21 protein-coding genes are annotated in these 21,578 nt (G+C 71.3%); 6 read left to right on the top strand and 15 right to left on the bottom strand.

The window, feature by feature from the left end; genetic code table 11:
* Positions 1 to 108 precede the first annotated feature (108 nt).
* The 6 genes from ACFCVM_RS08385 to paaA are packed head-to-tail and all read right to left on the bottom strand — an operon-like array spanning position 109 to position 4,857.
* Positions 109 to 894 (bottom strand): enoyl-CoA hydratase/isomerase family protein, encoded by a 786-nt coding sequence (locus ACFCVM_RS08385; protein ID WP_375835664.1) that lies wholly within the window; start codon positions 892 to 894, stop codon positions 109 to 111.
* A 49-nt stretch (positions 895 to 943) separates the two neighbouring features.
* Positions 944 to 2,146, bottom strand: coding sequence for a 1,2-phenylacetyl-CoA epoxidase subunit PaaE (gene paaE, locus ACFCVM_RS08390; protein ID WP_375835665.1), 1,203 nt, complete (start codon positions 2,144 to 2,146; stop codon positions 944 to 946).
* On the bottom strand, positions 2,146 to 2,694 hold the full coding sequence (gene paaD / locus ACFCVM_RS08395; protein WP_375835666.1) for a 1,2-phenylacetyl-CoA epoxidase subunit PaaD: 549 nt from the start codon (positions 2,692 to 2,694) through the stop codon (positions 2,146 to 2,148). The genes paaE and paaD overlap by 1 nt, the downstream gene beginning before the upstream one ends.
* The gene (gene paaC / locus ACFCVM_RS08400) at positions 2,688 to 3,557 is read right to left on the bottom strand and encodes a 1,2-phenylacetyl-CoA epoxidase subunit PaaC (protein ID WP_375835667.1); all 870 of its coding nucleotides are present in this window, start codon (positions 3,555 to 3,557) and stop codon (positions 2,688 to 2,690) included. The genes paaD and paaC overlap by 7 nt, the downstream gene beginning before the upstream one ends.
* Positions 3,554 to 3,859, bottom strand: a complete 306-nt coding sequence (gene paaB, locus ACFCVM_RS08405) for a 1,2-phenylacetyl-CoA epoxidase subunit PaaB (RefSeq protein ID WP_375835668.1) — start codon at positions 3,857 to 3,859, stop codon at positions 3,554 to 3,556. Before paaB ends, paaC begins: the two co-directional genes overlap by 4 nt.
* Positions 3,859 to 4,857, bottom strand: coding sequence for a 1,2-phenylacetyl-CoA epoxidase subunit PaaA (paaA, locus tag ACFCVM_RS08410; RefSeq protein WP_375835669.1), 999 nt, complete (start codon positions 4,855 to 4,857; stop codon positions 3,859 to 3,861). Before paaA ends, paaB begins: the two co-directional genes overlap by 1 nt.
* 117 nt (positions 4,858 to 4,974) lie before the next feature.
* On the opposite strand from paaA, the gene paaI reads away from it, so the two are divergent.
* From paaI to ACFCVM_RS08425, 3 genes are all read left to right on the top strand, one after another.
* Positions 4,975 to 5,385, top strand: coding sequence for a hydroxyphenylacetyl-CoA thioesterase PaaI (gene paaI, locus ACFCVM_RS08415; RefSeq protein ID WP_375835670.1), 411 nt, complete (start codon positions 4,975 to 4,977; stop codon positions 5,383 to 5,385).
* Between the two features lie 103 nt (positions 5,386 to 5,488).
* Complete coding sequence (paaK, locus tag ACFCVM_RS08420; RefSeq protein ID WP_375836684.1) at positions 5,489 to 6,748, top strand: phenylacetate--CoA ligase PaaK; 1,260 nt, start codon at positions 5,489 to 5,491, stop codon at positions 6,746 to 6,748.
* Positions 6,749 to 6,806: 58 nt separating this feature from the next.
* Positions 6,807 to 7,436 (top strand): TetR/AcrR family transcriptional regulator, encoded by a 630-nt coding sequence (locus ACFCVM_RS08425; protein ID WP_375835671.1) that lies wholly within the window; start codon positions 6,807 to 6,809, stop codon positions 7,434 to 7,436.
* 6 nt (positions 7,437 to 7,442) lie between these two features.
* Here the strand turns inward: ACFCVM_RS08425 and ACFCVM_RS08430 are convergent, their stop codons facing one another.
* Both ACFCVM_RS08430 and ACFCVM_RS08435 read right to left on the bottom strand, forming a co-directional pair.
* Complete coding sequence (locus tag ACFCVM_RS08430) at positions 7,443 to 7,823, bottom strand: hypothetical protein (RefSeq protein WP_375835672.1); 381 nt, start codon at positions 7,821 to 7,823, stop codon at positions 7,443 to 7,445.
* Positions 7,824 to 7,862: 39 nt separating this feature from the next.
* Positions 7,863 to 8,084 (bottom strand): hypothetical protein, encoded by a 222-nt coding sequence (locus ACFCVM_RS08435; protein WP_375835673.1) that lies wholly within the window; start codon positions 8,082 to 8,084, stop codon positions 7,863 to 7,865.
* A 146-nt stretch (positions 8,085 to 8,230) separates the two neighbouring features.
* On the opposite strand from ACFCVM_RS08435, the gene ACFCVM_RS08440 reads away from it, so the two are divergent.
* A complete protein-coding gene (locus ACFCVM_RS08440; RefSeq protein WP_375835674.1) occupies positions 8,231 to 10,354 on the top strand; it encodes a RecQ family ATP-dependent DNA helicase in 2,124 nt (707 codons plus the stop codon).
* A gap of 29 nt (positions 10,355 to 10,383) precedes the next feature.
* Positions 10,384 to 11,160: an SGNH/GDSL hydrolase family protein gene (locus ACFCVM_RS08445; protein WP_375835675.1), complete on the top strand. Its 777-nt coding sequence runs from the start codon at positions 10,384 to 10,386 to the stop codon at positions 11,158 to 11,160.
* A gap of 22 nt (positions 11,161 to 11,182) precedes the next feature.
* On the opposite strand, the gene paaZ is transcribed toward ACFCVM_RS08445, so the two are convergent.
* The 7 genes from paaZ to ACFCVM_RS08480 form a co-directional block, all read right to left on the bottom strand.
* A complete protein-coding gene (gene paaZ, locus ACFCVM_RS08450; RefSeq protein WP_375835676.1) occupies positions 11,183 to 13,252 on the bottom strand; it encodes a phenylacetic acid degradation bifunctional protein PaaZ in 2,070 nt (689 codons plus the stop codon).
* A gap of 11 nt (positions 13,253 to 13,263) precedes the next feature.
* The gene (locus ACFCVM_RS08455; protein ID WP_375835677.1) at positions 13,264 to 14,133 is read right to left on the bottom strand and encodes a 3-hydroxyacyl-CoA dehydrogenase family protein; all 870 of its coding nucleotides are present in this window, start codon (positions 14,131 to 14,133) and stop codon (positions 13,264 to 13,266) included.
* Complete coding sequence (locus tag ACFCVM_RS08460; RefSeq protein ID WP_375835678.1) at positions 14,130 to 14,891, bottom strand: enoyl-CoA hydratase/isomerase family protein; 762 nt, start codon at positions 14,889 to 14,891, stop codon at positions 14,130 to 14,132. The genes ACFCVM_RS08455 and ACFCVM_RS08460 overlap by 4 nt, the downstream gene beginning before the upstream one ends.
* Entirely contained in the window at positions 14,891 to 16,099 is a 1,209-nt protein-coding gene (locus tag ACFCVM_RS08465) for an acetyl-CoA C-acyltransferase (protein WP_375835679.1), read from the bottom strand. Before ACFCVM_RS08465 ends, ACFCVM_RS08460 begins: the two co-directional genes overlap by 1 nt.
* 187 nt (positions 16,100 to 16,286) lie before the next feature.
* Positions 16,287 to 17,396, bottom strand: coding sequence for a hypothetical protein (locus ACFCVM_RS08470; RefSeq protein WP_375835680.1), 1,110 nt, complete (start codon positions 17,394 to 17,396; stop codon positions 16,287 to 16,289).
* Positions 17,397 to 17,505: 109 nt separating this feature from the next.
* The gene (locus tag ACFCVM_RS08475) at positions 17,506 to 19,920 is read right to left on the bottom strand and encodes a DEAD/DEAH box helicase (protein WP_375835681.1); all 2,415 of its coding nucleotides are present in this window, start codon (positions 19,918 to 19,920) and stop codon (positions 17,506 to 17,508) included.
* 242 nt (positions 19,921 to 20,162) lie between these two features.
* Positions 20,163 to 20,870 carry a collagen-like protein gene (locus ACFCVM_RS08480; RefSeq protein WP_375835682.1) on the bottom strand — a complete coding sequence of 236 codons (708 nt, stop codon included), beginning with the start codon at positions 20,868 to 20,870 and terminating at the stop codon, positions 20,163 to 20,165.
* A gap of 164 nt (positions 20,871 to 21,034) precedes the next feature.
* Here ACFCVM_RS08480 and ACFCVM_RS08485 point away from each other — a divergent pair, with 164 nt between their 5' ends.
* Positions 21,035 to 21,514, top strand: a complete 480-nt coding sequence (locus tag ACFCVM_RS08485) for a GNAT family N-acetyltransferase (protein WP_375835683.1) — start codon at positions 21,035 to 21,037, stop codon at positions 21,512 to 21,514.
* The last annotated feature ends 64 nt before the right edge of the window (positions 21,515 to 21,578 follow it).

A 21,578-nucleotide genomic window follows, 5' to 3' on the forward strand; every position in this document is an offset into this window, starting at 1 on the left:
AAGGAAGCGATGCCGCTTCACGGAAGGCGCCCTGCTTCGGGAAGGCGGTCGGAGATGCGGGGGGAGACAAGCAGGACTCCACCGAACGCACGCGGCGGGCACGCCCTCTCAGCCGCGGCCGGTGAACTCCGGCTTCCGCTTCTCCTGGAACGCGGCGAAGCCCTCGCGGTAGTCGGCGGTGTCGCAGAGGGCGGCCTGCGCGCGGTTCTCCTCGGACATCGACGCCCAGAGCCCGAGCCGGTCATCGCGAAGGGCCGCGACGAGCCGCTTCGAGGCGACGAACGCCTGGGTCGCTCCGGATGCCGCGGCGCGGGCCGCAGCGCGGGTGGCATCCGTCACCTCATCGGCGGCGAAGACCTGGGAGAACAGACCCGCGGCGACGGCTTCGGCACCCGACATGAGCCGGCCGGTGACGATGAGGTCCATCGTGCGGTGCGCGCCGAGACGCTCGACGAAGAGGGCGTGTCCGCCCGAGTCGAGCGTCGCCCCGAGGTTCGCGAACGGGGAGCCGATCTTCGCGGTGTCGGCGACGTAGACGATGTCGGAGGCGATGAGCAGGCCGAGGCCCACGCCGAGGCATGCGCCGTGCGCGACCGCGAACGTCGGCACGGGGATGCCGGCCATGCGCTGCAGGAGCGGCTCGACGAGTCCGCCGAGGTAGCCGAGCACGTCGTCTTCGCGCGGGTCGACGCCCGAGATGTCACGTCCGGCGCAGAAGGCCCGGCCCTCGCCGCGCAGCACGAGCGCGCGGATGTCGCCGGTCTGCGCCAGCCGTTCGGCCTCGAGGTAGGCCGCGGCCAGCTCGCCGATCGCAGCTTCGTCGAGCGCGTTGAGCTTCTCGGGGGCGTTCAGCACGACCTCGGCGACGCCGTCGGCCACGGTGAGTTCGATCATGATGCTCCGTTCCCCGGGTCTCCGTCGACCCGTTCGCAGGCTCTCGGTGTCAGACGTCGTAGTCGACGACGACCCGTTCGGACTTGGGGTGGGACTGGCACGTGAGCACGTAGCCGCGTTCGAGCTCGTCGGGTTCGAGGGCGTAGTTCTCGGTCATCGTGACGCTGCCCTCGATGAGGCGTGCACGGCAGGTGCCGCACACTCCCCCGGCGCACGCGAACGGCACGTCGGGCCGTACCCGAAGCGCCGCGTTCAGGATCGACTCGTTCGCGCTCACCGGGCTGTCGACGCTCGTCGACTGGCCGTCGAGCGTGAACTCGATCGCAACGGTCGGCTCGCCGCGCTCGACCACGACGGGGCGGCCATGGCGCGGCTCGACCCGGTCGGCATCGGTCGTGAAGAGCTCGTAGCGCACGTGCTTCACGGGCACGCCGCGCGCCTCGAGGGTGTCGCGGGCGAGCTGCACGAGCTCGAACGGCCCGCAGAGGAACCACTCGTCGACCGTCTCGGGGCGGATCAGCACGTCGAGCATGCGATCGAGCTTCTCGCCGTCGATGCGCCCCGACAGGAGCGGCGCGGTGCGCTGCTCGCGCGAGAGCACGTGGTGCAGGGCGAGGCGAGACGGGTAGCGGTCCTTCAGCTCGGCGAGCTCCTCGAGGAACATCACGTCGAGCGTCGAGCGGTTCGTGTAGACGAGCTCGAACTCGGATGTCTCCGAGCGCGACAGCACCGTGTGGGCGAGCGCCATGAGCGGGGTGATGCCCGACCCCGCGGCGATGCCGACGATGTGCTTGCCGTCGAGGGCGTCGAGGCTCGAGGTGAACGTGCCCTGCGGGCTCATCACGTCGAGGGTGTCGCCCGCGACGAGTTCGGTGTTCGCCCACGTCGAGAACAGCCCGCCGAGGTCGCGCTTGATGGCGACCGAGACGCTGCCCCGCACGGGCGGCCGGCAGATCGAGTAGCTGCGGCGCAGCTCGTGGCCGTCGAAGTCCTTGCGGAGCGCCACGTACTGGCCGGGCAGGTACGTGTAGTCGTCGGCGAGGTCGTCGGGCACCGCGAAGGTGACCTCGACGGCGTCGGCCGTGAGCGGGCGCACCTCGGCGACCTCGAGCGAGTGGAAGCGCGCGCGATGGCGCTTGGCCGCCTCGTTCTTCGACAGAGACTCGCCGCCGACCGTCGAGGCGAGGAACGACTCGGCGACCGCAGCGTCGCTCGGCGGAGTCGCCGTCGACCCCAGGTTGCGGGCGGCCATCAGAGCACCTTGAAGTAATCGAAGGGCTCGAGGCAGTCGCGGCACTCGTAGAGGGCCTTGCACGATGTCGAGCCGAAGCGGGCGAGTTCACGGGTGTTCAGGGAGTCGCAGCGCGGGCACTTCACGGCGAGCTGCACGCGCACGGGGCCGGCCGGGCGAGCGGCCGCGGTGCCGCTCGGCGCCTGGATGCCGTACCGGCGCAGCTTCTCCTTGCCGGCGTCGCTCATCCAGTCGGTGGTCCACGCCGGTGCGAGCACGAGATCGACCCGCACGTCGCCGTAGCCGGCGTGCGTGAGGGCGAGCAGCACGTCGTCGCGCATGGCGTCGAGCGCGGGGCATCCGCTGTAGGTGGGTGTCAGCTGCACGCGCACGGCGCCGTCGTCGCCGACCTGGACCGAGCGGAGCACGCCGAGGTCTTCGATCGTGAGCACGGGGATCTCGGGGTCGGTCACGGTCGCGGCGACCGCCCACGCGCGCGCGGACGCCGGATCGCTCGGCACCGGCCGGGCGACGGATGCCGCGGCGCGCTGCGCCACCGCGGTCACCATGATGCTCCGGGGTGCGCGCGGGCGAGCACCTGCATCTCGGCGAGGAGCGGCCCGAGGTGCTCGGTGTGACGGCCGTCGCGGCCGCCGCCCGAAGCGGTGAACGCGGTGCGGCCGGCCGGGCGCTCGAGCACGGCCTCGGCGAACACCTCGTCGATGACGGCGTCGAATGCCGGTCGCAGGGTCGACGGCAGCACCGCGACCCCCGTCGCGGCGAGTCGCTCGACGAGGGCGTCGTCGACGAAGAGCTCGTCGGCGTAGGGCCAGGTGTCGGCGATCGCGACGAGCATGCGCCGGCGCGACTCCTCGGTGCCGTCCGCGAGCCGCAGTACCCATTGGGTCGCGTGGTCGCGGTGGTAGTCGACCTCCTTCACCGACTTCGCGGCGATCGCCGCGAGCGTCGGATCGGTCGAGTCGACCAGCTGCGAGTACAGCTCGTACAGGTAGACGGATGCCGCGAGCTGCCGCGCGATCGTGTGGGCGAAGTCGCCGTTCGGCTGCTCGAAGAGCCAGGCGTTACGGAACTCGGACTCACCGCGCCAGTAGGCGAGGTCGTCTTCGCTGCGACCGCTCGCAGTGCCGGCGTAGTGCAGCAGCGATCGGGCGTGACCGATGAGATCGAGGGCGATGTTGCCGAGCGCCACGTCCTCCTCGAGCTCGGGCGCGCGGGCGATCCACATGCCGAGCTGCTGGGCGAGCACGAGGGCGTCGTCGCCGAGCCGCAGCGCGTACTCCGCGGCATCCGCCGAGGCGACGACCGTGCTGCCGTCGGCCGCGGTGCCCGCGAGCTCCTCGGCGAGTGCGAGCCGATCGACGGAGACGTCGCCGTGGAGGTCGCCGTGCGGGTCGAGGTCTGCGCCGCTCACAGGTGCTTCACCCCTTCGCTCTTCGTGTAGTAGACGGCGTGGCGGTAGTTCTTGCCTGCGGGGCTCTCGAAGAAGGCGCCCTTCGCGTCGGGATCGCTCGTGGTGATCGCGTCGGCGGGCACCACCCAGATCGACACGCCCTCGTTGCGACGCGTGTAGAGATCGCGCGCATTGCGCACGGCCATGTCGGCGTCGGGCGCGTGCAGCGAACCCACGTGCACGTGCGAGAGGCCGCGGTTGGCGCGCACGAAGACCTCCCAGAGGGGCCACGCCTCGGTGCCGATCTCGCCGGGTGTCGACATCAGGCCACCGCCCCTGCGGCGGCGAGCGCGCGCTCGGACTGCTTGCGGGCGTACTCGTGGGCCGCCTCGCGCACCCAGGCGCCGTCTTCGTGGGCCTCGCGGCGTCGGCGGATGCGCTCCGCGTTCGCGGGACCGCGCCCCGCGAGCACCTCGTTGAACTCGGTCCAGTCGATCTCGCTCATGTCGTACTCGCCGGTCTCCTCGTTGAAGCGCAGGTTCGGGTCGGGCAGCGTCACGCCCATGACCTCGGCCTGCGGCACGAGCATGCCGACGAAGCGCTGGCGCAGCTCGTCGTTCGAGAAGCGCTTGATGTTCCACGCCATCGACTGGGCGGAGTTCGGCGACTGGTCGTCGGGCGGACCGAACATCTGCAGCGCGGGCCAGTACCAGCGGTTCACGGCGTCCTGCGCCATCTCGCGCTGCGCCTCGGTGCCCTGCATGAGTTCGAGCAGGATCTCGAAGCCCTGCCGCTGGTGGAACGACTCCTCCTTGCAGATGCGCACCATCGCCCGGCCGTAGGGGCCGTACGACGCGCGGCAGAGCGGCACCTGGTTGCAGATCGCGGCGCCGTCGACGAGCCATCCGATCGCGCCCATGTCGGCCCACGTCGGCGTCGTGTAGTTGAAGATCGACGAGTAGCGCGCACGGCCCTCGATGAGCTGGTCCATCATCTCTTCACGCGTGATGCCGAGGGTCTGCGCCGCGGAGTAGAGATAGAGCCCGTGGCCCGCTTCGTCTTGCACCTTGGCCATGAGGATCGCCTTGCGCTTCAGGCTCGGGGCACGCGTGATCCAGTTCGACTCGGGCTGCATGCCGATGATCTCGGAGTGCGCGTGCTGCGAGATCTGCCGGATGAGCGTCTTGCGGTACGCCTCGGGCATCCAGTCGCGGGGCTCGATGCGGGAGTCGGCGGCGATGAGGTCGTCGAACAGCGCCTGTGCGGCCGCGTCACCCGGCTGGTCGGCACCGGCCACGCTGAGGTCTGCTGGAGAGGTCATCGTCGACTCCTGTGTCTCTGGATTCGGCATTACTAACCGATCGTTCAGTTAGTATATGCTCATCTCGAGCGCTGCGGCAACGGCGCGCGAACGCATGAACTCGATGAGGAGCTTCACATGGCGGATGCCTCGACCACTTCCACCCGCGCGATGATGCAGCGCGACCAGGCCTCCGCGGCGCTCGGCATGGTCGTCGAGGTCGACGAGCCCGGCCACGCGGTCGTCTCCATGCGGGTTCGCGACGACATGACGAACGGTTTCCACATCACCCACGGCGGCTTCGTCTTCACGCTCGCCGACACCGCATTCGCGATCGCCTGCAACGAAGACGACACGATCACCGTCGCCGCGGGCGCGGACATCACCTTCCTGAAGTCCACGGTCGTCGGGCAGACCCTCACGGCCACCGCCGTGCGTCGCGCCCGCAGCGGCCGCACCGGCCTCTACGACGTCACGGTCGTCGACGAGCAGGGCGACGCCGTCGCCGAGTTCCGCGGCCGCTCGATCTCCACCAACCGCACCATCTGACCTGACCCAGCCACCAGGAGCCCCCGTGTCGACGACGACCACCTCCCCCTCCAACTCCGGCCTCGCCCCCGCAGCACCCGACGAGCTCGACCCCGAAGAGCGGATGTCCCGCGCCGAGGTCGAGGCGCTCCAGCTCGAGCGACTGCAGCAGACCGTGCAGCACGCCTACGACAACGTGCCCCTCTACACGAGGAAGTTCGACGAGGCGGGAGTGCACCCCCGCGACATCCGCTCGCTCGCCGACGTCGTGAAGCTGCCCTTCACGACGAAGGAGGACCTGCGCCAGACCTACCCGTTCGGAATGTTCGCCGTGCCCATGGAGCAGGTCGCGCGCATCCACGCCTCGAGCGGTACCACCGGGCGGCCGACCGTCGTGGGGTACACGAAGGGCGACCTCGACCGCTGGGCGACGCTCATCGCGAGGTCGCTGCGGGCCAGCGGCATCCGCCCGGGCATGAAGGTGCACAACGCCTACGGCTACGGTCTCTTCACCGGCGGACTCGGCGCGCACGGCGGCATCGAGAAGCTCGGCGCGACCGTCATCCCGATGTCGGGCGGGCAGACCGCGCGGCAGGTGCAGCTCATCCTCGACTTCGAGCCCGACGCGATCCTCTGCACGCCGAGCTACCTGCTGACGATCGCCGACTGCATGGTCGAGCAGGGCATCGACCCGCGTTCGACCTCGCTGAAGGTCGCCGTGCTCGGCGCCGAACCGTGGACGAACGAGATGCGCCACGAACTCGAGCAGCGCCTCGGCATCGACGCGCTCGACATCTACGGCCTCAGCGAGGTCATGGGCCCCGGCGTCGGCAACGAGTGCCTCGAGACGAAGGACGGGCCGCACATCTGGGAGGACCACTTCCTGCCCGAGATCATCGACGGCGACACCGGCGCGCAGCTCGCCGACGGCGAGATGGGCGAGCTCGTGTTCACCTCGCTCACGAAGGAGGCGTTCCCCGTCATCCGGTACCGCACGCGCGACCTCACGCGCCTGCTGCCCGGCACCGCCCGCCCCGGCATGCGCCGCATCGAGAAGATCACCGGTCGCAACGACGACATGATCATCCTGCGCGGAGTGAACCTCTTCCCGACGCAGATCGAGGAGATCGTGCTCGGCATCGAGCAGCTCACGCCGCACTTCATCCTCGAGCTGCGCCGCACGGGCACGATGGACGACATGACCGTGCGCATCGAGCGGCACCCCGACCTCTCGGTCGAGGTCTGCCAGGCCGCGACCGTGGTGCTCGCCAAGCGCATCAAGGAGGGCATCGGATCGACCGTCGCCGTGCAGCTCGAAGAGCCGGGCGCGCTCCCCCGCAGCGAGGGCAAGTACAAGCGCGTCTACGATCTGCGGGGCGCGTGAGCGGATGTCGCGTGGCACCTGCCGCCCGCACTGACCGCCGGGTGCGAAGATGATGGCGATGAGCGAGAACGGTTCACTTCGACGGGGGCGCCCCGGGTACGACCAGCAGGGGATCCTCGAGGTCGCCGTCGCCGCGTTCAACCAGTACGGCTACGACGCGACCTCGATGGGCGTGCTCGCCGATCGGCTCGGCCTCTCGAAGTCGGCGATCTACCACCACTTCGCTTCGAAGGACGAGATCCTCGAGCGCGCCCTCGACGACGCGCTCAGTGCCCTCGAGGGCGTGCTCGGCGAATCGGGTGCCACGCAGGGCCGCGCGGCCGATCGACTCGAGGCGGTGCTCGGCGGCGCCGTGCACGTGCTCGTCGACAGGCTGCCGTCGGTGACGCTGCTCCTCCGCGTTCGCGGCAACACCGAGGTCGAGCGGCGCGCCCTCGCACGTCGGCGCGCCTTCGACCGGGCGGTCACCTCGCTCGTTGAGGAGGCGCAGGCCGAGGGGAGCCTCCGCTCCGACATCGACCCGAGCGTCGTCGCCCGCCTCGCATTCGGCATGATCAACTCGATCGTCGAGTGGTACCGCCCCGGCGGCAAGGAGGATGCCGACCGGCTCGCCGGCGACGTGATCGCCATCGCCCTCGACGGCCTGCGCATGCCGACCTCGAACCGCGTCGACGAGCTGCTCGGCTGACGCGGGTCAGTCGAGGCTGCGCATGCGGTCGCTGCGGGCGAGGAACGTCGCGGCGACGATCGTCACGATGCACAGCACCGCCGGCCCGATGGTCTTTGCCACGTCGCCCTGCACCGCACCGATGAACGAGTCGATGCCCTGCACGATGGTCATCGCTACCGCGATGATGAGCAGGCCCGCGTCGGATCTGAACATCGGCGCCACGAGCGCCATGACCACGAGCGCAACGCTTCGCGAGGTCGCGTACAGCGCGTCGCTCGCCTCGAGTCCGCCGTCGATCACGGCGAGCACCGAGTAGGTGACGCTCACCCCGGCGCTGATGACCGTGACCGCGTAGCAGATCCAGAAGGCCGCACCACGGGCGGCGGTGCGCGTCGATTCGCTCATGCGTTCAGGGTGGTGGGCGCAGAGGCCCCAGTCAAGCGATCACGCCGCGGGGCGCGGCATCCGGTTCGCCGGATGCCGGCGGGATGCCCCGTGGCGCGGTGACCGCTCGGTCGCCGCTGCCGGCGCCGCTGGTGCTGCACCCGTGGTCGCCACCGCCTCGGCCCGGCGCTCGAGGGCCACTCGGCGGCGCTCGAGGTCGACGGCGATGCGCTCGTCGTTCGCGGCGACGAGGTGCGGGAAGGCGATTTCCGAGATCAACATGTCTGCTCCTGTGTGTCTGAGTCGAGACTCCTCGCTAAGGCGGGGGTGCGGCATCCGGAGATCGCCCTATTCCTCGGCCGGTCATCTGAGGTGGGTGGGGGCCGGTCGCCCAGCCGCCTGTCGGTCGCGTGCGCCAGAGTGGGGGGATGACCATCGCAGCGCAGCCCTCCGACACCCGATCCGCTGCGCTCGCCGCCCTGCGCGAGCTCGTGGGGCGCAGCGACGCCGAGTTCCACGACGGGCAGTTCGAGGCGATCGAGGCGCTGGTCGAGGGGCGTCGCCGTGCGCTCGTCGTACAGCGCACGGGGTGGGGCAAGTCGGCGGTGTACTTCGTCGCGACGCTGCTGCTGCGCCGGCGGGGCGCGGGGCCGACCGTGCTCGTCTCGCCGCTCCTCGCCCTCATGCGCGACCAGATCGCGGCCGCCGAGCGTGCGGGCGTGCGGGCCGTGGCGATCAACTCGACGAACGCGCACGAGTGGAGCGACGTGCTCGCCCAGCTCGATCGCGACGAGGTCGACGTGCTGCTCGTCTCCCCCGAGCGACTGAACAACCCGACGTTCCGCGAAGAGCAGCTGCCTGCCCTCGTGCGGCGCATCGGCATGCTCGTCGTCGACGAGGCGCACTGCATCAGCGACTGGGGCCACGACTTCCGGCCCGACTACCGGCGCCTCCGCGACCTCATCTCGCAGATGCCCGCCGAGGTGCCGGTGCTCGCGACCACTGCGACCGCGAACAGCCGGGTCGTCGCCGACGTCGCCGAGCAGCTCGGCACGGGTGCGGCCGACGGCGGCGACGCGCCCGAGGTGCTCACGATCCGCGGGCCGCTCGCCCGGGCGTCGCTGCGGCTCGGCGTGCTGCGCCTGCCCGATTCGCCGAGCCGACTGGCCTGGCTCCTCAGCCACCTCGACGACCTGCCGGGTTCGGGCATCATCTACACGCTGACGGTCGCTGCCGCCAACGACACCGCCCGACTGCTCCGCGAACGCGGGCACGAGGTGCGCGCCTACACGGGGCAGACCGACACCGACGAGCGCACCGAGTCCGAGGGCATGCTGAAGCGCAACGAGGTCAAGGCGCTCGTGGCGACGAGCGCACTCGGCATGGGCTTCGACAAGCCCGACCTCGGGTTCGTGCTGCACCTCGGGGCTCCGTCGTCTCCGGTGGCCTATTACCAGCAGGTCGGGCGCGCCGGGCGCGCGAGCGAGAGCGCCGACGTGCTCCTCCTCCCCGGCACCGAAGACGCCGCCATCTGGCACTACTTCGCGACCGCGTCGATGCCCGATCAGGAGCGAGCGGAGCGGGTCATCGGCGCCCTCTCCGACGTGCCGGTCTCCACACCGGCCCTCGAGGCGATGGTCGACATCCGCCGCACTCCGCTCGAGCTGCTGCTCAAGGTGCTCGACGTCGACGGCGCGGTGCGCCGCGTGCAGGGCGGCTGGATCGCGACCGGAGCGCCATGGGTCTACGACGCCGAGCGCTACGAGCGCATCGCCGCCGAGCGGCTGGCCGAGCAGCAGCACATGATCGACTACGAGCAGACCGACGGATGCCGCATGGAGTTCCTGCAGCGATCGCTCGACGACGACACGGCGGCGCCCTGCGGGCGGTGCGACAACTGCGCGGGCGTCTGGTACCCACGTGAGATCGCGGCATCCGCCACGGCCACCGCCGCCGAATCCCTCGACCGCGTCGGCGTGCCCATCGAACCGCGCCGAGCGTGGCCCACCGGCGCCGATCGGCTGGGTGTGCCGGTCAAGGGTCGCATCGCGCCCGCCGAACAGGCGAGCGAGGGCCGCGCCCTGGCCCGCCTCACCGACCTCGGCTGGGGCGGCACGCTGCGCGAGCTGTTCGCAGCGGGAGCGCCCGATGCGCCCGTCTCGCCGCAGGTGCTCGCCGCGTGCGTACGGGTGCTCGCCGACTGGGGCTGGTCCGAGCGCCCGGTCGCGGTCGTGGCGATGCCGTCGCGCTCGCGCCCGCAGCTCGTCGACTCGCTCGCCCGCGGCCTCGCCGAGGTCGGGCGACTGCCCTACCTCGGTGCGCTCGAGTTCCGAAACGGCGGTCCGACCGGACAGCCGGGCGGCAACAGCGCGTTCCGGCTCGCCGGACTGTGGGATCGCTTCTCGGCCGACGCCCTCGACGTCCCAGCCGGCGGCGTGCTGCTCGTCGACGACCAGGCCGACAGCCGGTGGACCCTCACGATCGCCGCGCGCGAGCTCCGCCGGGCGGGCGCGACCGAGGTGCTGCCCTTCGCGCTCGCGCTTCGGGGGTGATCCGCAGCGGCACGCCTAGCATCGAGGTGATGAGCACGAATCGACTCGGGCGTCGCCGCGCTGCGCTGACCGCGGCGCCGTTCGCGGTGCTCGCGCTGATGCTGCTCTCCGCCTGCGGTGGTTCGCCGGTGGCGTCCGCGAGCTCCTCTCCCGAGGGTCGCGCCGATGCTCCTACGACGTCCGCGACCCCTGGAACGGCCGTGACGCTCTCCCCGGCGCACATCGCCGAGGGTGCGGAGGTGCTCGTGATCGGCGACTCGTACACCGAGGGCTACGGGATCGCGCCTGGCACGGACTGGGCCCACATCGCCGCCGCAGATCGCGGATGGCAGGCGACCATCGACGGCGTCAGCGGCACCGGATTCACTCAGGGCACCGCAGCTGACGGTCGGACCGGCCTCGACTACGCCAGTCGGGTCCACCTGCACGCCGAAGGTGCGGCGAGCTACGACCTGGTCGTCCTGCAGGGCGGCCTCAACGACCTCTTCGTGCCGGCCGACACTGAACGGGACAACGTCATCGCGGCGGTCGATGCCGCACGCGCGGCATGGCCGGAGGCCGACGTCATCGTCTTCGGGCCGACCGGTCCGTTCGGCGGCGTCGGGAACCGCGACGAGTCAGGCGTCATCCGAACCTCGGCGACCGATGCGGGCGCCCTCTCCATCGACCCGGTCACGCCGAGCATGTGGCTCGATGAAGCCAACAGCCCCGAATTCGACCTCGGCGACGGACTCCATCTGAACGAGGCGGGTCAGGAGTATCTCGCCGCGAGGTTCGTCGAGGCCGTGCTGGCGGCCGCCGAGTAGGTGGGCCGCCGACCACCGCGCCTCAGGCCGGCGCGAGCTCCTTCGCCACGAGCGTGAGCACGTCGTACGCCGCCACGAGCTCGTCGTCCTGGTTCTTCAGCACCGCGTCCCACCGCACCTCGCCGTACTCGTCGGTCTCGCGCGGCGTGATCTGCTTCGCCGTGAGTTCGACGCGGATCGAGTCGCCGGGCGACACCGGCGTCACGAAGCGCAGGTTCTCGAGGCCCGAGTTCGCGAGCACGGGCCCCGGTGCCGCATCGACGAAGAGACCGGCGGCCCACGACACGAGCAGGTACCCGTGCGCGACCCGGCCCGGGAAGAACGGATTCGCCGATGCCGCCGCCTCGTCCATGTGCGCGTAGAACGTGTCGCCGGTGAAGTGCGCGAACGTCTCGATGTCCTCGAGCGTCACCGTGCGCGACGCGCTCACGACCTGGTCGCCGATCCTCAGCTCGGCGAGCGACTTGCGGAACGGGTGCACGCCGCCGGGCTGCGACGAGGCGCCGGCGTGCCAGACGCCGGTGAGTGCCGTGAGCATCTCGGGCGATCCCTGCACGGCCGTGCGCTGCATGTGGTGCAGCACGGCACGGATGCCGCCGAGCTCCTCCCCGCCTCCGGCGCGACCGGGTCCGCCGTGCACGAGGTTCGGCAGCGGCGAGCCGTGGCCGGTCGACGAGCGGGCGTCGTCGCGGTCGAGGAAGAGCACGCGGCCGTTGTAGGCGGCGATGCCCGTCGCGAGCGCGACGGCGACCTCGGGGTCGTGGGTCGCGACGCTCGTCACGAGCGATCCGCCGCCGCGGGCGACGAGTGCGGCCGCCTCGGCGACGGAGTCGTAACCGAGGATCGACGAGACCGGACCGAACGCCTCGACCTCGTGCAGCGCGGGGCTCGCGGCATCGGCGAATCGCAGCAGCATCGGCGCGACGAAGGCGCCGTCGGATGCCTCGCCGGTGGCGCCGTCGGCGAGGGTGACCGCCGGGGCATCCGTCGAACCGATGACGAGCTCGCCGCCGCCCGCCTCGAGACGGCCGACCTGGCGGAGCACCTCGTCGCGCTGCGCGATCGAGGCGAGCGGGCCCATCGTGACGCCCTCGGCGCGCGGGTCGCCGAGCACGACGCGCTCGGCGATGCGGGCGCGGACGGCGTCGATCACGGCGTCGACGGATGCCGCGGGCACGATCGCCCGGCGGATGGCCGTGCACTTCTGACCGGCCTTGGTCGTCATCTCGGTGACGAGCTGCTTCACGTACGCGTCGAACTCGGGGGTGCCGGCTACCGCATCGGTGCCGAGCACGCTCGCGTTGATGGAGTCGGTCTCGCTCGTGAACCGCACGCCGCCCGTCTGCACCGAATCGTGGGAGCGCAGCTTCTCTGCGGTCGACGCCGAACCGGTGAAAGCGACGAGGTCGCCGAGTCGCAGGTGGTCGAAGAGCGTCGGCACGCCGCCCGAGACGAGCTGCAACGAGCCCTCGGGCAGCAGGCCCGATTCGACGAGGATGCGGACGAACGCCTCGGCGAGGTAGCCGGTGGGCGTCGCGGGCTTCACGAGCGTCGGCACTCCGGCGAGGAAGGCCGGGGCGAACTTCTCGAGCGAGCCCCACACCGGGAAGTTGAAGGCGTTGATCTGCACTGCGACGCCGGGCAGCCGGGTGTAGATGTGGCGGCCGAGGAACGAGCCGTCCTTCGAGAGCTGCTCGACCGCGCCGTCGACGTAGACCTTCGAGTTCGGCATCTCGCGACGCCCCTTCGAGGAGTACGTGAAGAGCACGCCGATGCCGCCGTCGATGTCGACCCACGAGTCCTGCTTCGTGGCGCCCGTGCGCGCGGAGAGCTCGTAGAGCTCGGCCTTGCGTTCGGTCAGCGCGAGCGCCATCTGCTTGAGCAGCACGGCGCGCTGGTGGAAGGTGAGCGCCCCGAGCGATGACTGCCCCGCAGTGCGGGCGTACTCGAGCGCGGCGCCGAGATCGAGCCCCTCGGTCGAGACGCGGGTGACGACCTCGCCGGTCGAGGCGTCGCGCACCTCGGTCGCCGACGCGGCGGCATCCGGGGTCCACCATTCGCCGTTCACGTAGCTCGGCAGGATCGTGTTCATGGGTGTTCCTTTCACGGGGCGTCCCAGAGGTAGAAGCCCTCGCCGGTCTTGCGGCCGAGCTTGCCCTCGGCGACCATGCGGCGCAGCAGCGCGGGCGGGGCGAATCGCTCGCCGAGCGTCGAGGAGAGGTACTCGGCGATGCCGAGTCGCACGTCGAGTCCGACGATGTCGGTCAGGCGCAGCGGCCCGATCGGATGCTTGTAGCCGAGGGCCATCGCCGCGTCGATGTCCTCCGCCGAGGCGACCCCGTCTTCGAGCATGCGGATCGCCTCGAGCCCGAGCGCGACGCCGAGTCGCGAGGAGGCGAAGCCCGGGGCATCCGCGACGACGATCGGGGTCTTGCCGATCGCGTGCACCCAGGAGCGGGCCTGCTCGACGAGCGGCCCCTCGGTCGCCTCGCCGCGCACGATCTCGACGAGCGTCGACGCGGGCACGGGGTTGAAGAAGTGCAGGCCGAGGAACCGCGACGGCCGGTCGAGCAGCGCCGCGAGCTGGTCGATCGAGATCGACGAGGTGTTCGACGCGAGCGCGGCGCCCGGCGCGAGCACGGCCTCGACGCGGGTCAGGGCGTCGATCTTCAGCTCGAGGTCTTCGGGCACGGCCTCGACGACGAGGTCGCAGCGGGCGAAGTCGGCGACGTCCGTCGTGGCGGCGAAGCGGGCGGCGATCGCGGCTTCGTCATCGTCGGCGGTGCCCCGGGCGACGGATGCCGCGACGGAGTCGAGCACCCGCGTCGAGGCCGCAGCGGCGGCAGCGGCGTCGCGTTCGACGACGGTGACGCGCGAACCCGCGAGCAGAAAGGCGTGCGCGATGCCGGCGCCCATGCGCCCGCCGCCGAGCACGCCGACGTCGGCCGGAGCTCCGGTGTCGGTCTCGTTCACTTCTGCTTCCTCTCGAGGAACTCGGTCATGCGGCGCAGCTTCTCGGGACTCTCGAAGAGCACGGCCTGCTCCTCGAGATCGGCCGCGGGATGGGCGCCCCGCGGTGCGCGGAACACGCGCTTCGTCGCGATCGTCGCCGCGCGGTCGTTGCGGGCGATGCGGTCGGCGATCGCGTGCGCGGCCGGCAGCAGCTCGTCGGCCGGGTGCAGTTCGCTCACGAGCCCGATCTCGAGCGCTTCAGCGGCGGTGACCGTGCGCCCGGTGAGCAGCAGCTCGATCGCACGCGCGTCGCCGACGATCTCCTTCAGCCGCCAGCTCGCACCGGCCGCGGCGATGATGCCGAGGCCCGTCTCGGGGTTGCCGATCTTCAGCGCCGGCGTCGCGATGCGGATGTCGGCCGCGTACGCGAGCTCGGCGCCGCCGCCGAGCGCGTACCCGTCGAGGGCGGCGATGACGGGCATCGGCAGCAGCGCGAGACGCACGAACGCGTTCGCGTTGATGCCCGCGCGTGCGTCATCCGCTCGTCGTTCGCGGAGCTGGGCGATATCGGCACCCGAGGCGAAGACGCCGCCGGCGCCGGCGAGGATGAGCGTGCGCGGGATCGCCTCGAGCTCGGCGCACAACAGGTGGAGTGCGTCGATCGTCGCCTGGTCGATGGCGTTGCGCTTCTCGGGCCGGTTGAGCGTGGCGATCACCCGGTCGTCGCGGCGCTCGACGAGGAGCGGCGCGTCGGCGGTGCCTTCGCGGGCAGCGGGCATCAGACGCGCTCCACGATGAGCGCGCTGCCCTGGCCGACACCGACGCACATCGTGGCGAGGCCGTAGCGCGACTGCTCGCGCTCCATTCGGCCGAGCAGCGTCACGACGAGGCGCGAGCCCGACGAGCCGAGCGGATGCCCCAGCGCGATCGCTCCCCCGTCGGCGTTCACGCGCTCGGGGTCGAGCCCGAGGCGGCGCATCGACGCGATCGACTGGGTCGCGAAGGCCTCGTTGAGCTCGATCGAGCCGATGTCGTCGAGGTCGATGCCCGAGCGCTCGAGCGCCTTCTCGGTCGCCGGCACCGGGCCGAGTCCCATGATCTCGGGCGGCAGCCCGGCCGAGGAACCGACCACGACGCGGGCGCGCGGCGTGAGCCCGTAGCGCTCGACGGCGGCGGCGCTCGCGACGAGGATCGCCGAGGCGCCGTCGTTCAGGGCGCTCGAGTTGCCGGCCGTGACGACCGATCCGCCGTGCACGACGGGCCGCAGCCCGGCCAGCGCCTCGAGCGTGGTCTCGGGGCGCGGCCCCTCATCGACGAGCACCTCGCCGCGATGGGTCGGCACGCCCACGATCTCGGCCTCGAACCGGCCGGCGGCGATCGCGGCGGCCGCCCGCTGCTGCGAGCGGAGCGCGAAGGCGTCGGCCTCGTCTCGCGTGATGCCGTCGATGCGGGCGACCTCTTCGGCCGTCTCGGGCATCGAGAAGGTCGCCTTGTCGCGGGCGACGAGCTTCGGGTTCGGGAAGCGCCAGCCGATCGAAGTGTCGTAGGCGGCGCCCGGCTTCGCCCACGCGCGATCGGGCTTGGCCTGCACCCACGGCGCTCGGGTCATCGATTCGACGCCGCCGGCGACGATGAGATCGGCGTCGCCGGCACGGATCGCCTGCGCGGCCATCGTGATCGCCGACATGCCCGAGGCGCACAGGCGGTTGACCGTGATGCCGGGCACCTCGTCGGGCAGGCCGGCGAGCAGCACCGACATGCGGGCGACGTTGCGGTTGTCCTCCCCGGCCTGGTTGGCGGCGCCGAGGATGACCTCGTCGATCGCGCCGAGCTCACCGGCCTGGTCGAGGCGGGTGCGACGCACGAGTTCGCCGACGACGAGGGCGGCGAGATCGTCGGGCCGCACCCCGGCGAGCGCTCCGCCGTAGCGTCCGACGGGCGTGCGCACGCCGCCGACGAGGTAGGCCTCAGCCCTGGCGCTGTTCATGGGCACCCTCTCCTGACCGCATTGTCTGGTGGAACGCTGCACCCAGCGTAGGCAGGGTGCGCGGCTTCCGGAGGATCAGGAATTCCCGACCGACCGTTCAGGAAGTAATTATGGCAAACGGATGTCCCCGGCGCCACCCGAGCCACTCGAACGGTCGTGGCGGCACCGCACCCCGTCGCCCCGCTGGTCAGCGGATCTGCGCGAGGATCGCCTCGGCGACTGCCGCGGCCCCATCTTTGCTGTAGATCTCGTACACCGAATCGCCGACCTTCAACAGCACCGGCGAGGCCGGTCCGTCGGTGACGAGAGCACGGATGGCGGCGTCTCCCCCGGCGTAGCCCGGCGCGGCCGAGAGGTCGAGCGGCTCGAACGCCGTCGACACGTCGGCCTGTCCGAGCAGGTCGAAGAACTGGCCTGCACCGTGCACGACCGCGATGTGGGGCCCGCGCATGCTGTCGGTGAGGTAGTCGCACGAGTACGAGCGTGCCGCCGCGGCGACCGCGGCTTCGAACGAGTCCGGTGCGCGCGTCGTCGGGTCGTCGACCTCGGTCTCCGTGAAGGTGACGTCGAGCGCCATGCCGATGCCCTGCGGGTCGAGGCCGCCGTTGCAGACGGCGTCGCCCTGTCGCTGCGACGTCGCGGCCGGGAACGCGAGCCGATCGGGCGACGCCGCCTGCACGGCCGAGAACGACGCTTCGGCGAGCGCGCCGAGACGGGAGAGCATCTCGGTCGGCGGGATACCGTCGTAACGTGAACCGGTCGTGCCGAGCCCCGACGCGGTCAGGCGCATGGCGATCCAGGCGTCGCCGACGGGGGCGGTGAGCTGCCAGCCGGATTCGCCCACGGCGGTCGACGCCTCGATGGTACCGACCGCGAGCGTGTCGGTCGACGGAGCGTCGCCGGCCCAGGCCGGCTGCCACTGCCCGGCCGCACCCGGAAGCAGGCCGATGCTGAGGTAGGCCACGTCGGCATCGCCGGAGTAGATCGCGGTCGGCGGCTCGCCGACACGCCATGAGCAGCCGAGCGCGCCGGCCGCGGCGAGCTCGACGGCGCCGAACGCGTCGGTGGGCCGGATCGCGCGTACCGGATCGGGCACAGCGCCGTCGGCACCGGTCATCGCGGCGGCCACGAGGTCGCCCGGAGCCAGCTCGTCGCACATCAGCGGCCCAGTCGGCGTCGTCTCGACCGGTGTCGGCGCGGCGATGGGAGCCTCCGTCGGCGTCGGCGCGGCGGCGACACAGCCGCTGAGGAGCAGGACGAGGGCGGCAGCGGCGGCACCGCCGGTGATGAGGCGCATGGCGCGAGCCTAGTGGTCGCTCGAGCACTGCGATTCAGGGATGTCCCGGGCGACGACGAAGGCCCGCGTCCATCGGACACGGGCCTTCGATCGTTCAGTACCGGAGCACTCAGCCGGCGAGCTCCTCGTCGGCGGCAGCCGACTCGGTCTCGACGATCTCGACGGTCTCCTCGACCTCGATGATCTCGACGACGTCTTCGACCTCGACGGTCGTTTCAACGGCGGCGAGCGTCTCGACCGCTGCGTCGGCCTCGACCGCGGCTGCGCCGCGCTCGAGCTCGCCCGCGAAGTCGTCGCCGAGGCGCATGTCGACGAAGTCGACGTCGATCTCGGCCCGGTCGAGCAGCTCGACCATGCGGCGCTGGCGGTTGCGCGGGATGAGCGTGACGACCTGGCCGGTCTTGCCGGCACGGCCGGTGCGGCCCGAGCGGTGCAGGTAGGTCTTGTACTCGTCGGGCGCGTCGGCCTGGATCACGAGGTCGATGTCGTCGACGTGGATGCCGCGTGCCGCGACATCCGTCGCCACGAGCACGTTGACCCGGCCGCTCGTGAGCTGCTGGAGGTTGCGGGTACGACGCGACTGGTTCAGGTCGCCGTGCAGGGCGACGGCACGGATGCCGTAGTCCTCGAGGTGCTCGGTGAGGTCTTCGGCGAACGCGCGGGTACGGGAGAAGACGAGCGTCTTGCCCTCGCGGTTCGCGAGCTCGGCGACGATGTCCCGCTTCTCGTGGTTGCCGATGACGAACACGCGGTGCTCGATCGTCGAGGAGGCCTGGTCTTCACCGGCGACCTCGTGCACTGCCGGGTCGACGAGGAACTCGTCGACGAGCGCGGCCACGCCCTGGTCGAGGGTCGCCGAGAAGAGCAGCTTCTGCCCACCCGGCGCGGTGCGGCGGATGATGCGCTGCACGGGCTCGAGGAAGCCGAGGTCGCACATGTGGTCGGCTTCGTCGAGCACCGTGACGACGACCTCGGAGAGGTCGAGTCGGCGCTGCTCGATGAGGTCCTCGATGCGGCCCGGGGTGCCGATCACGATGTCGACGCCACGCTGGAGCGCGCCGACCTGACGGGCCTGCGGCACACCGCCGTAGATCTGCGTGGTGAAGAGACCGACGCTCTGCGCGATGGGCTGCACCGTGCGGTCGATCTGGAGGGCGAGCTCGCGGGTCGGGGCGAGGATGAGCGCACGGGGCTTGCGGCCCATCTGGCGCTTGCCGCCGGCCTTGCCGGACTCGGCCCAGAGCTTCATGAGCCGCTCGACGGTCGGGGCGCCGAAGGCGATGGTCTTGCCCGAACCGGTCTTGCCGCGGCCGAGCACGTCGCGACCCTCGAGCACGACCGGGATGGTCGCGGCCTGGATCGGGAACGGCGACTCGGCGCCGAGCTGCTTGAGTGCGCTCACGACGTTGCCGCCGAGGCCGAGGTCGGCGAAGCTCACGCCATCGGCGTCGGTCGCCTGGATGGCCTGGGCCTCGAGGCGCTCGAGCACGACGTCGTCGTTCGGCGCGAAGCGGTTGCCCTGCTCCTTCGCCGGGTAGAAGCTCGAGTCGCGGCGACCCGACTCCTTGAAGCCCGGGCGGTCGACGTCACGACGGGGGGCGCGGTCGTCACGGTCGTAGGAACGGGCCGGACGGTCGGGGCGATCGAACGAACGCGCAGGGCGATCGTTGCGATCGAATGAACGGGCCGGACGGTCGTTGCGGTCGAACGAACGGGCCGGACGGTCGCTGCGGTCGTTGCGATCGAACGAACGGGGGGCGCGATCGTCACGGTCGAACGAACGGGCCGGACGGTCATTGCGGTCGTTGCGATCGAACGAACGGGGCGCACGGTCGTCACGGTCGAAGGAACGAGCCGGACGGTCGTTCCGATCGAAGGAACGGGCCGGACGGTCATTGCGATCGTTCGAACGGGGCGCACGGTCGTCACGGTCGAAGGAACGCGCCGGACGTTCGTTCCGGTCGAACGAACGAGCCGGACGGTCGTTCCGGTCGAAGGAACGCGCCGGGCGGTCATTGCGATCGTTCGAACGGGGCGCACGCTCGTCGCGATCGTACGAACGAGCCGGACGGTCGTTCCGATCGAAAGAACGGGCCGGACGGTCATTGCGATCGTTCGTACGGGGAGCGCGGTCGTCGCGGTCGTACGAACGCGCGGGACGGTCGTTGCGATCGAAGGAACGGGGAGCGCGGTCGTTGCGATCGTTCGAACGGGGCGCACGCTCGTCGCGATCGTACGAACGCGCGGGGCGATCGTTGCGATCGTTCGAACGGGGCGCACGCTCGTCGCGGCCGTCGCGCTCGGAACGGTGCGGGGCGCGACCGGTGGCGACGCGCTCGTCGCGCGACCAACGCTCCTTGCGAGGCGCGTCGGCTTCGGGGCGGTAGCCGCGGTGGCCTTCGCTGCGCGAACCGGGCTTCTGCGATCCGGCGCGCGCCGGGCCGCCCTTCGAGCCGCCCTTCGCGTACGAGGGATCGAAGTTCTTGGCGGGCCTGCCGCCTTGGGGCTTCTTGTTCTTGGGCATGGTGACTTCCTGGGTTGTACTCGTGTACATGGCAGCGCCACTGCAGGCGCAGCACACTGAGAACCCGGAGCATCGTCGACCGGGGCCGTTCACATACGGTGACTATCCGAGGCCTTTGCCTCGAAACCGGCCCTTTGGACTCACAAACCCATCCGCGCACGGCGCGGTGTCCAGAACCGACTCGGCCACGATACCGGAATCATCTGGGAAAGTCCCGCACGCGGCATCCGCCGTCGAGCGGCTCAGCCCTCGGGGGCCGGTGTCACCTCGGGGACGGTGGTGGCGCCGGAGAGGACCCATGCCCCGCCGGTGCACTGGTAGAACGTCACCGTCTCGGTGTCGATGAAAACGTCACCGTCGGTCGTGCAGGTCTCGGGGGCCGGTTCGCCGACGCCCAGCACGACCTGCGTGCCGGGTGCACCGGGTGCGCCGGTCTCCCCGGTCGCGCCGGTCTCCCCGGTCGCGCCCGTCTCCCCCTTCGCACCCGTCTCCCCGGTCGCGCCCGGCGCCCCTGCGAGGTTCTCCGCCGCCGACACCCGGATGTTGCCGACGAGCGCCCAGTCGCCGTCCGTGAAGAGGTAGACGTCGGACGTGGCGATGTCGATGTAGACGTCTCCGTCGTAGCCCTTGCCCGACTCGGGCACGCCGGAACCGGCGCGCACGGCGGACCCGGCGGGCAGGATCTCGGCGAGCGCCTCCTCGTAGGCGGCCTCGTCGACCTCTGCCGTCGGGGTCGGGGTGGCGACCGCCTCGTTCGCGTCGGCCGAACGCGCCAGCGTCGCCCCGAGGAACGACGCCACGAACGAGAGGAGCACGACGGCTGCGCCGACCCAGAGCAGCATGGCGCGGCTCACTCCCGCGGGCTTCGCCGGCGTGTCGGTCGGAGGCGACTGGAGCGGCGCTCCGGTCGATTCCGACGATGCGTCCTGCGGGATCCGGTCGTCACTCATGTCGCGCGCCCCTCACGTCTCGCGCTCCGGTCGACCCGTGACGGCACGGTGCGGAGCCGCGTCGCGCCCAGCGTAGCGATCGCGATCCGCGATCGATCGCGGCCACGCGGGCAGACGGTCGACTTCGAAATCGCGACGAAACACCGGCGACGTAGGCTCACCGGATGCCGCAGCACCACTCGCCCATGACCGTCGACATCGAGCCGCCCCGCCAGCCCGAGGTCGAGCGCCTCCTCGATGCCAGCACCGCCTTCGCCGAGAGCCTGTACCCGCCCGAGAGCAACTTCCTGCTCGACGTCGCGACGCTCGAACGACCGGAGGTCGCCTTCTACGTCGCGCGCGACGGCGGGCGCGCGGTCGGCATCGCCGCACTCGTCGCCGAAGCGGATGCCGCGCACGGCGAGTTGAAGCGCATGTTCGTCGACCCCGCGGCGCGCGGACGGGGCGTCGCGGGCGCCCTGCTCGGACGCATCGAAGCGGATGCCGCGGCGCGGGGGATCACCGGGATCGTGCTCGAGACCGGCGACCTGCACGACGCTGCGCAGGCGCTCTACACGCGCCACGGCTACCGGGAGATCCCCCAGTTCGGCCAGTACGTCGGCGAGGCGCACTCGGTGTGCTTCGCGAAGTCCCTCGCCGGCTGAGCGGCAAGCGCTTCCACCCGCGCAGGACGTGAGGTAGCATCACTCCACCCCTGAACCCGGAGCC

The sequence above is a fragment of the Agromyces sp. NPDC056389 genome, from assembly GCF_042262385.1.
Classification (GTDB): domain Bacteria; phylum Actinomycetota; class Actinomycetes; order Actinomycetales; family Microbacteriaceae; genus Agromyces.

Coding starts and splice junctions, on each gene's coding strand:
- ACFCVM_RS08425 (WP_375835671.1), top strand. CDS start 6,807: ATGAGCGAGAACGGTTCACTTCGACGGGGGCGCCCCGGGTACGACCAG.
- ACFCVM_RS08445 (WP_375835675.1), top strand. CDS start 10,384: ATGAGCACGAATCGACTCGGGCGTCGCCGCGCTGCGCTGACCGCGGCG.
- paaK (WP_375836684.1), top strand. CDS start 5,489: ATGTCCCGCGCCGAGGTCGAGGCGCTCCAGCTCGAGCGACTGCAGCAG.
- ACFCVM_RS08385 (WP_375835664.1), bottom strand. CDS start 894: ATGATCGAACTCACCGTGGCCGACGGCGTCGCCGAGGTCGTGCTGAAC.
- paaI (WP_375835670.1), top strand. CDS start 4,975: ATGGCGGATGCCTCGACCACTTCCACCCGCGCGATGATGCAGCGCGAC.
- paaE (WP_375835665.1), bottom strand. CDS start 2,146: ATGGCCGCCCGCAACCTGGGGTCGACGGCGACTCCGCCGAGCGACGCT.
- ACFCVM_RS08470 (WP_375835680.1), bottom strand. CDS start 17,396: ATGCGCCTCATCACCGGCGGTGCCGCCGCTGCCGCCCTCGTCCTGCTC.
- ACFCVM_RS08440 (WP_375835674.1), top strand. CDS start 8,231: ATGACCATCGCAGCGCAGCCCTCCGACACCCGATCCGCTGCGCTCGCC.
- ACFCVM_RS08430 (WP_375835672.1), bottom strand. CDS start 7,823: ATGAGCGAATCGACGCGCACCGCCGCCCGTGGTGCGGCCTTCTGGATC.
- ACFCVM_RS08475 (WP_375835681.1), bottom strand. CDS start 19,920: ATGCCCAAGAACAAGAAGCCCCAAGGCGGCAGGCCCGCCAAGAACTTC.
- ACFCVM_RS08435 (WP_375835673.1), bottom strand. CDS start 8,084: ATGTTGATCTCGGAAATCGCCTTCCCGCACCTCGTCGCCGCGAACGAC.
- ACFCVM_RS08480 (WP_375835682.1), bottom strand. CDS start 20,870: ATGAGTGACGACCGGATCCCGCAGGACGCATCGTCGGAATCGACCGGA.
- ACFCVM_RS08485 (WP_375835683.1), top strand. CDS start 21,035: ATGCCGCAGCACCACTCGCCCATGACCGTCGACATCGAGCCGCCCCGC.
- ACFCVM_RS08465 (WP_375835679.1), bottom strand. CDS start 16,099: ATGAACAGCGCCAGGGCTGAGGCCTACCTCGTCGGCGGCGTGCGCACG.
- paaZ (WP_375835676.1), bottom strand. CDS start 13,252: ATGAACACGATCCTGCCGAGCTACGTGAACGGCGAATGGTGGACCCCG.
- paaB (WP_375835668.1), bottom strand. CDS start 3,859: ATGTCGACACCCGGCGAGATCGGCACCGAGGCGTGGCCCCTCTGGGAG.
- ACFCVM_RS08460 (WP_375835678.1), bottom strand. CDS start 14,891: ATGCCCGCTGCCCGCGAAGGCACCGCCGACGCGCCGCTCCTCGTCGAG.
- paaA (WP_375835669.1), bottom strand. CDS start 4,857: ATGACCTCTCCAGCAGACCTCAGCGTGGCCGGTGCCGACCAGCCGGGT.
- paaD (WP_375835666.1), bottom strand. CDS start 2,694: ATGGTGACCGCGGTGGCGCAGCGCGCCGCGGCATCCGTCGCCCGGCCG.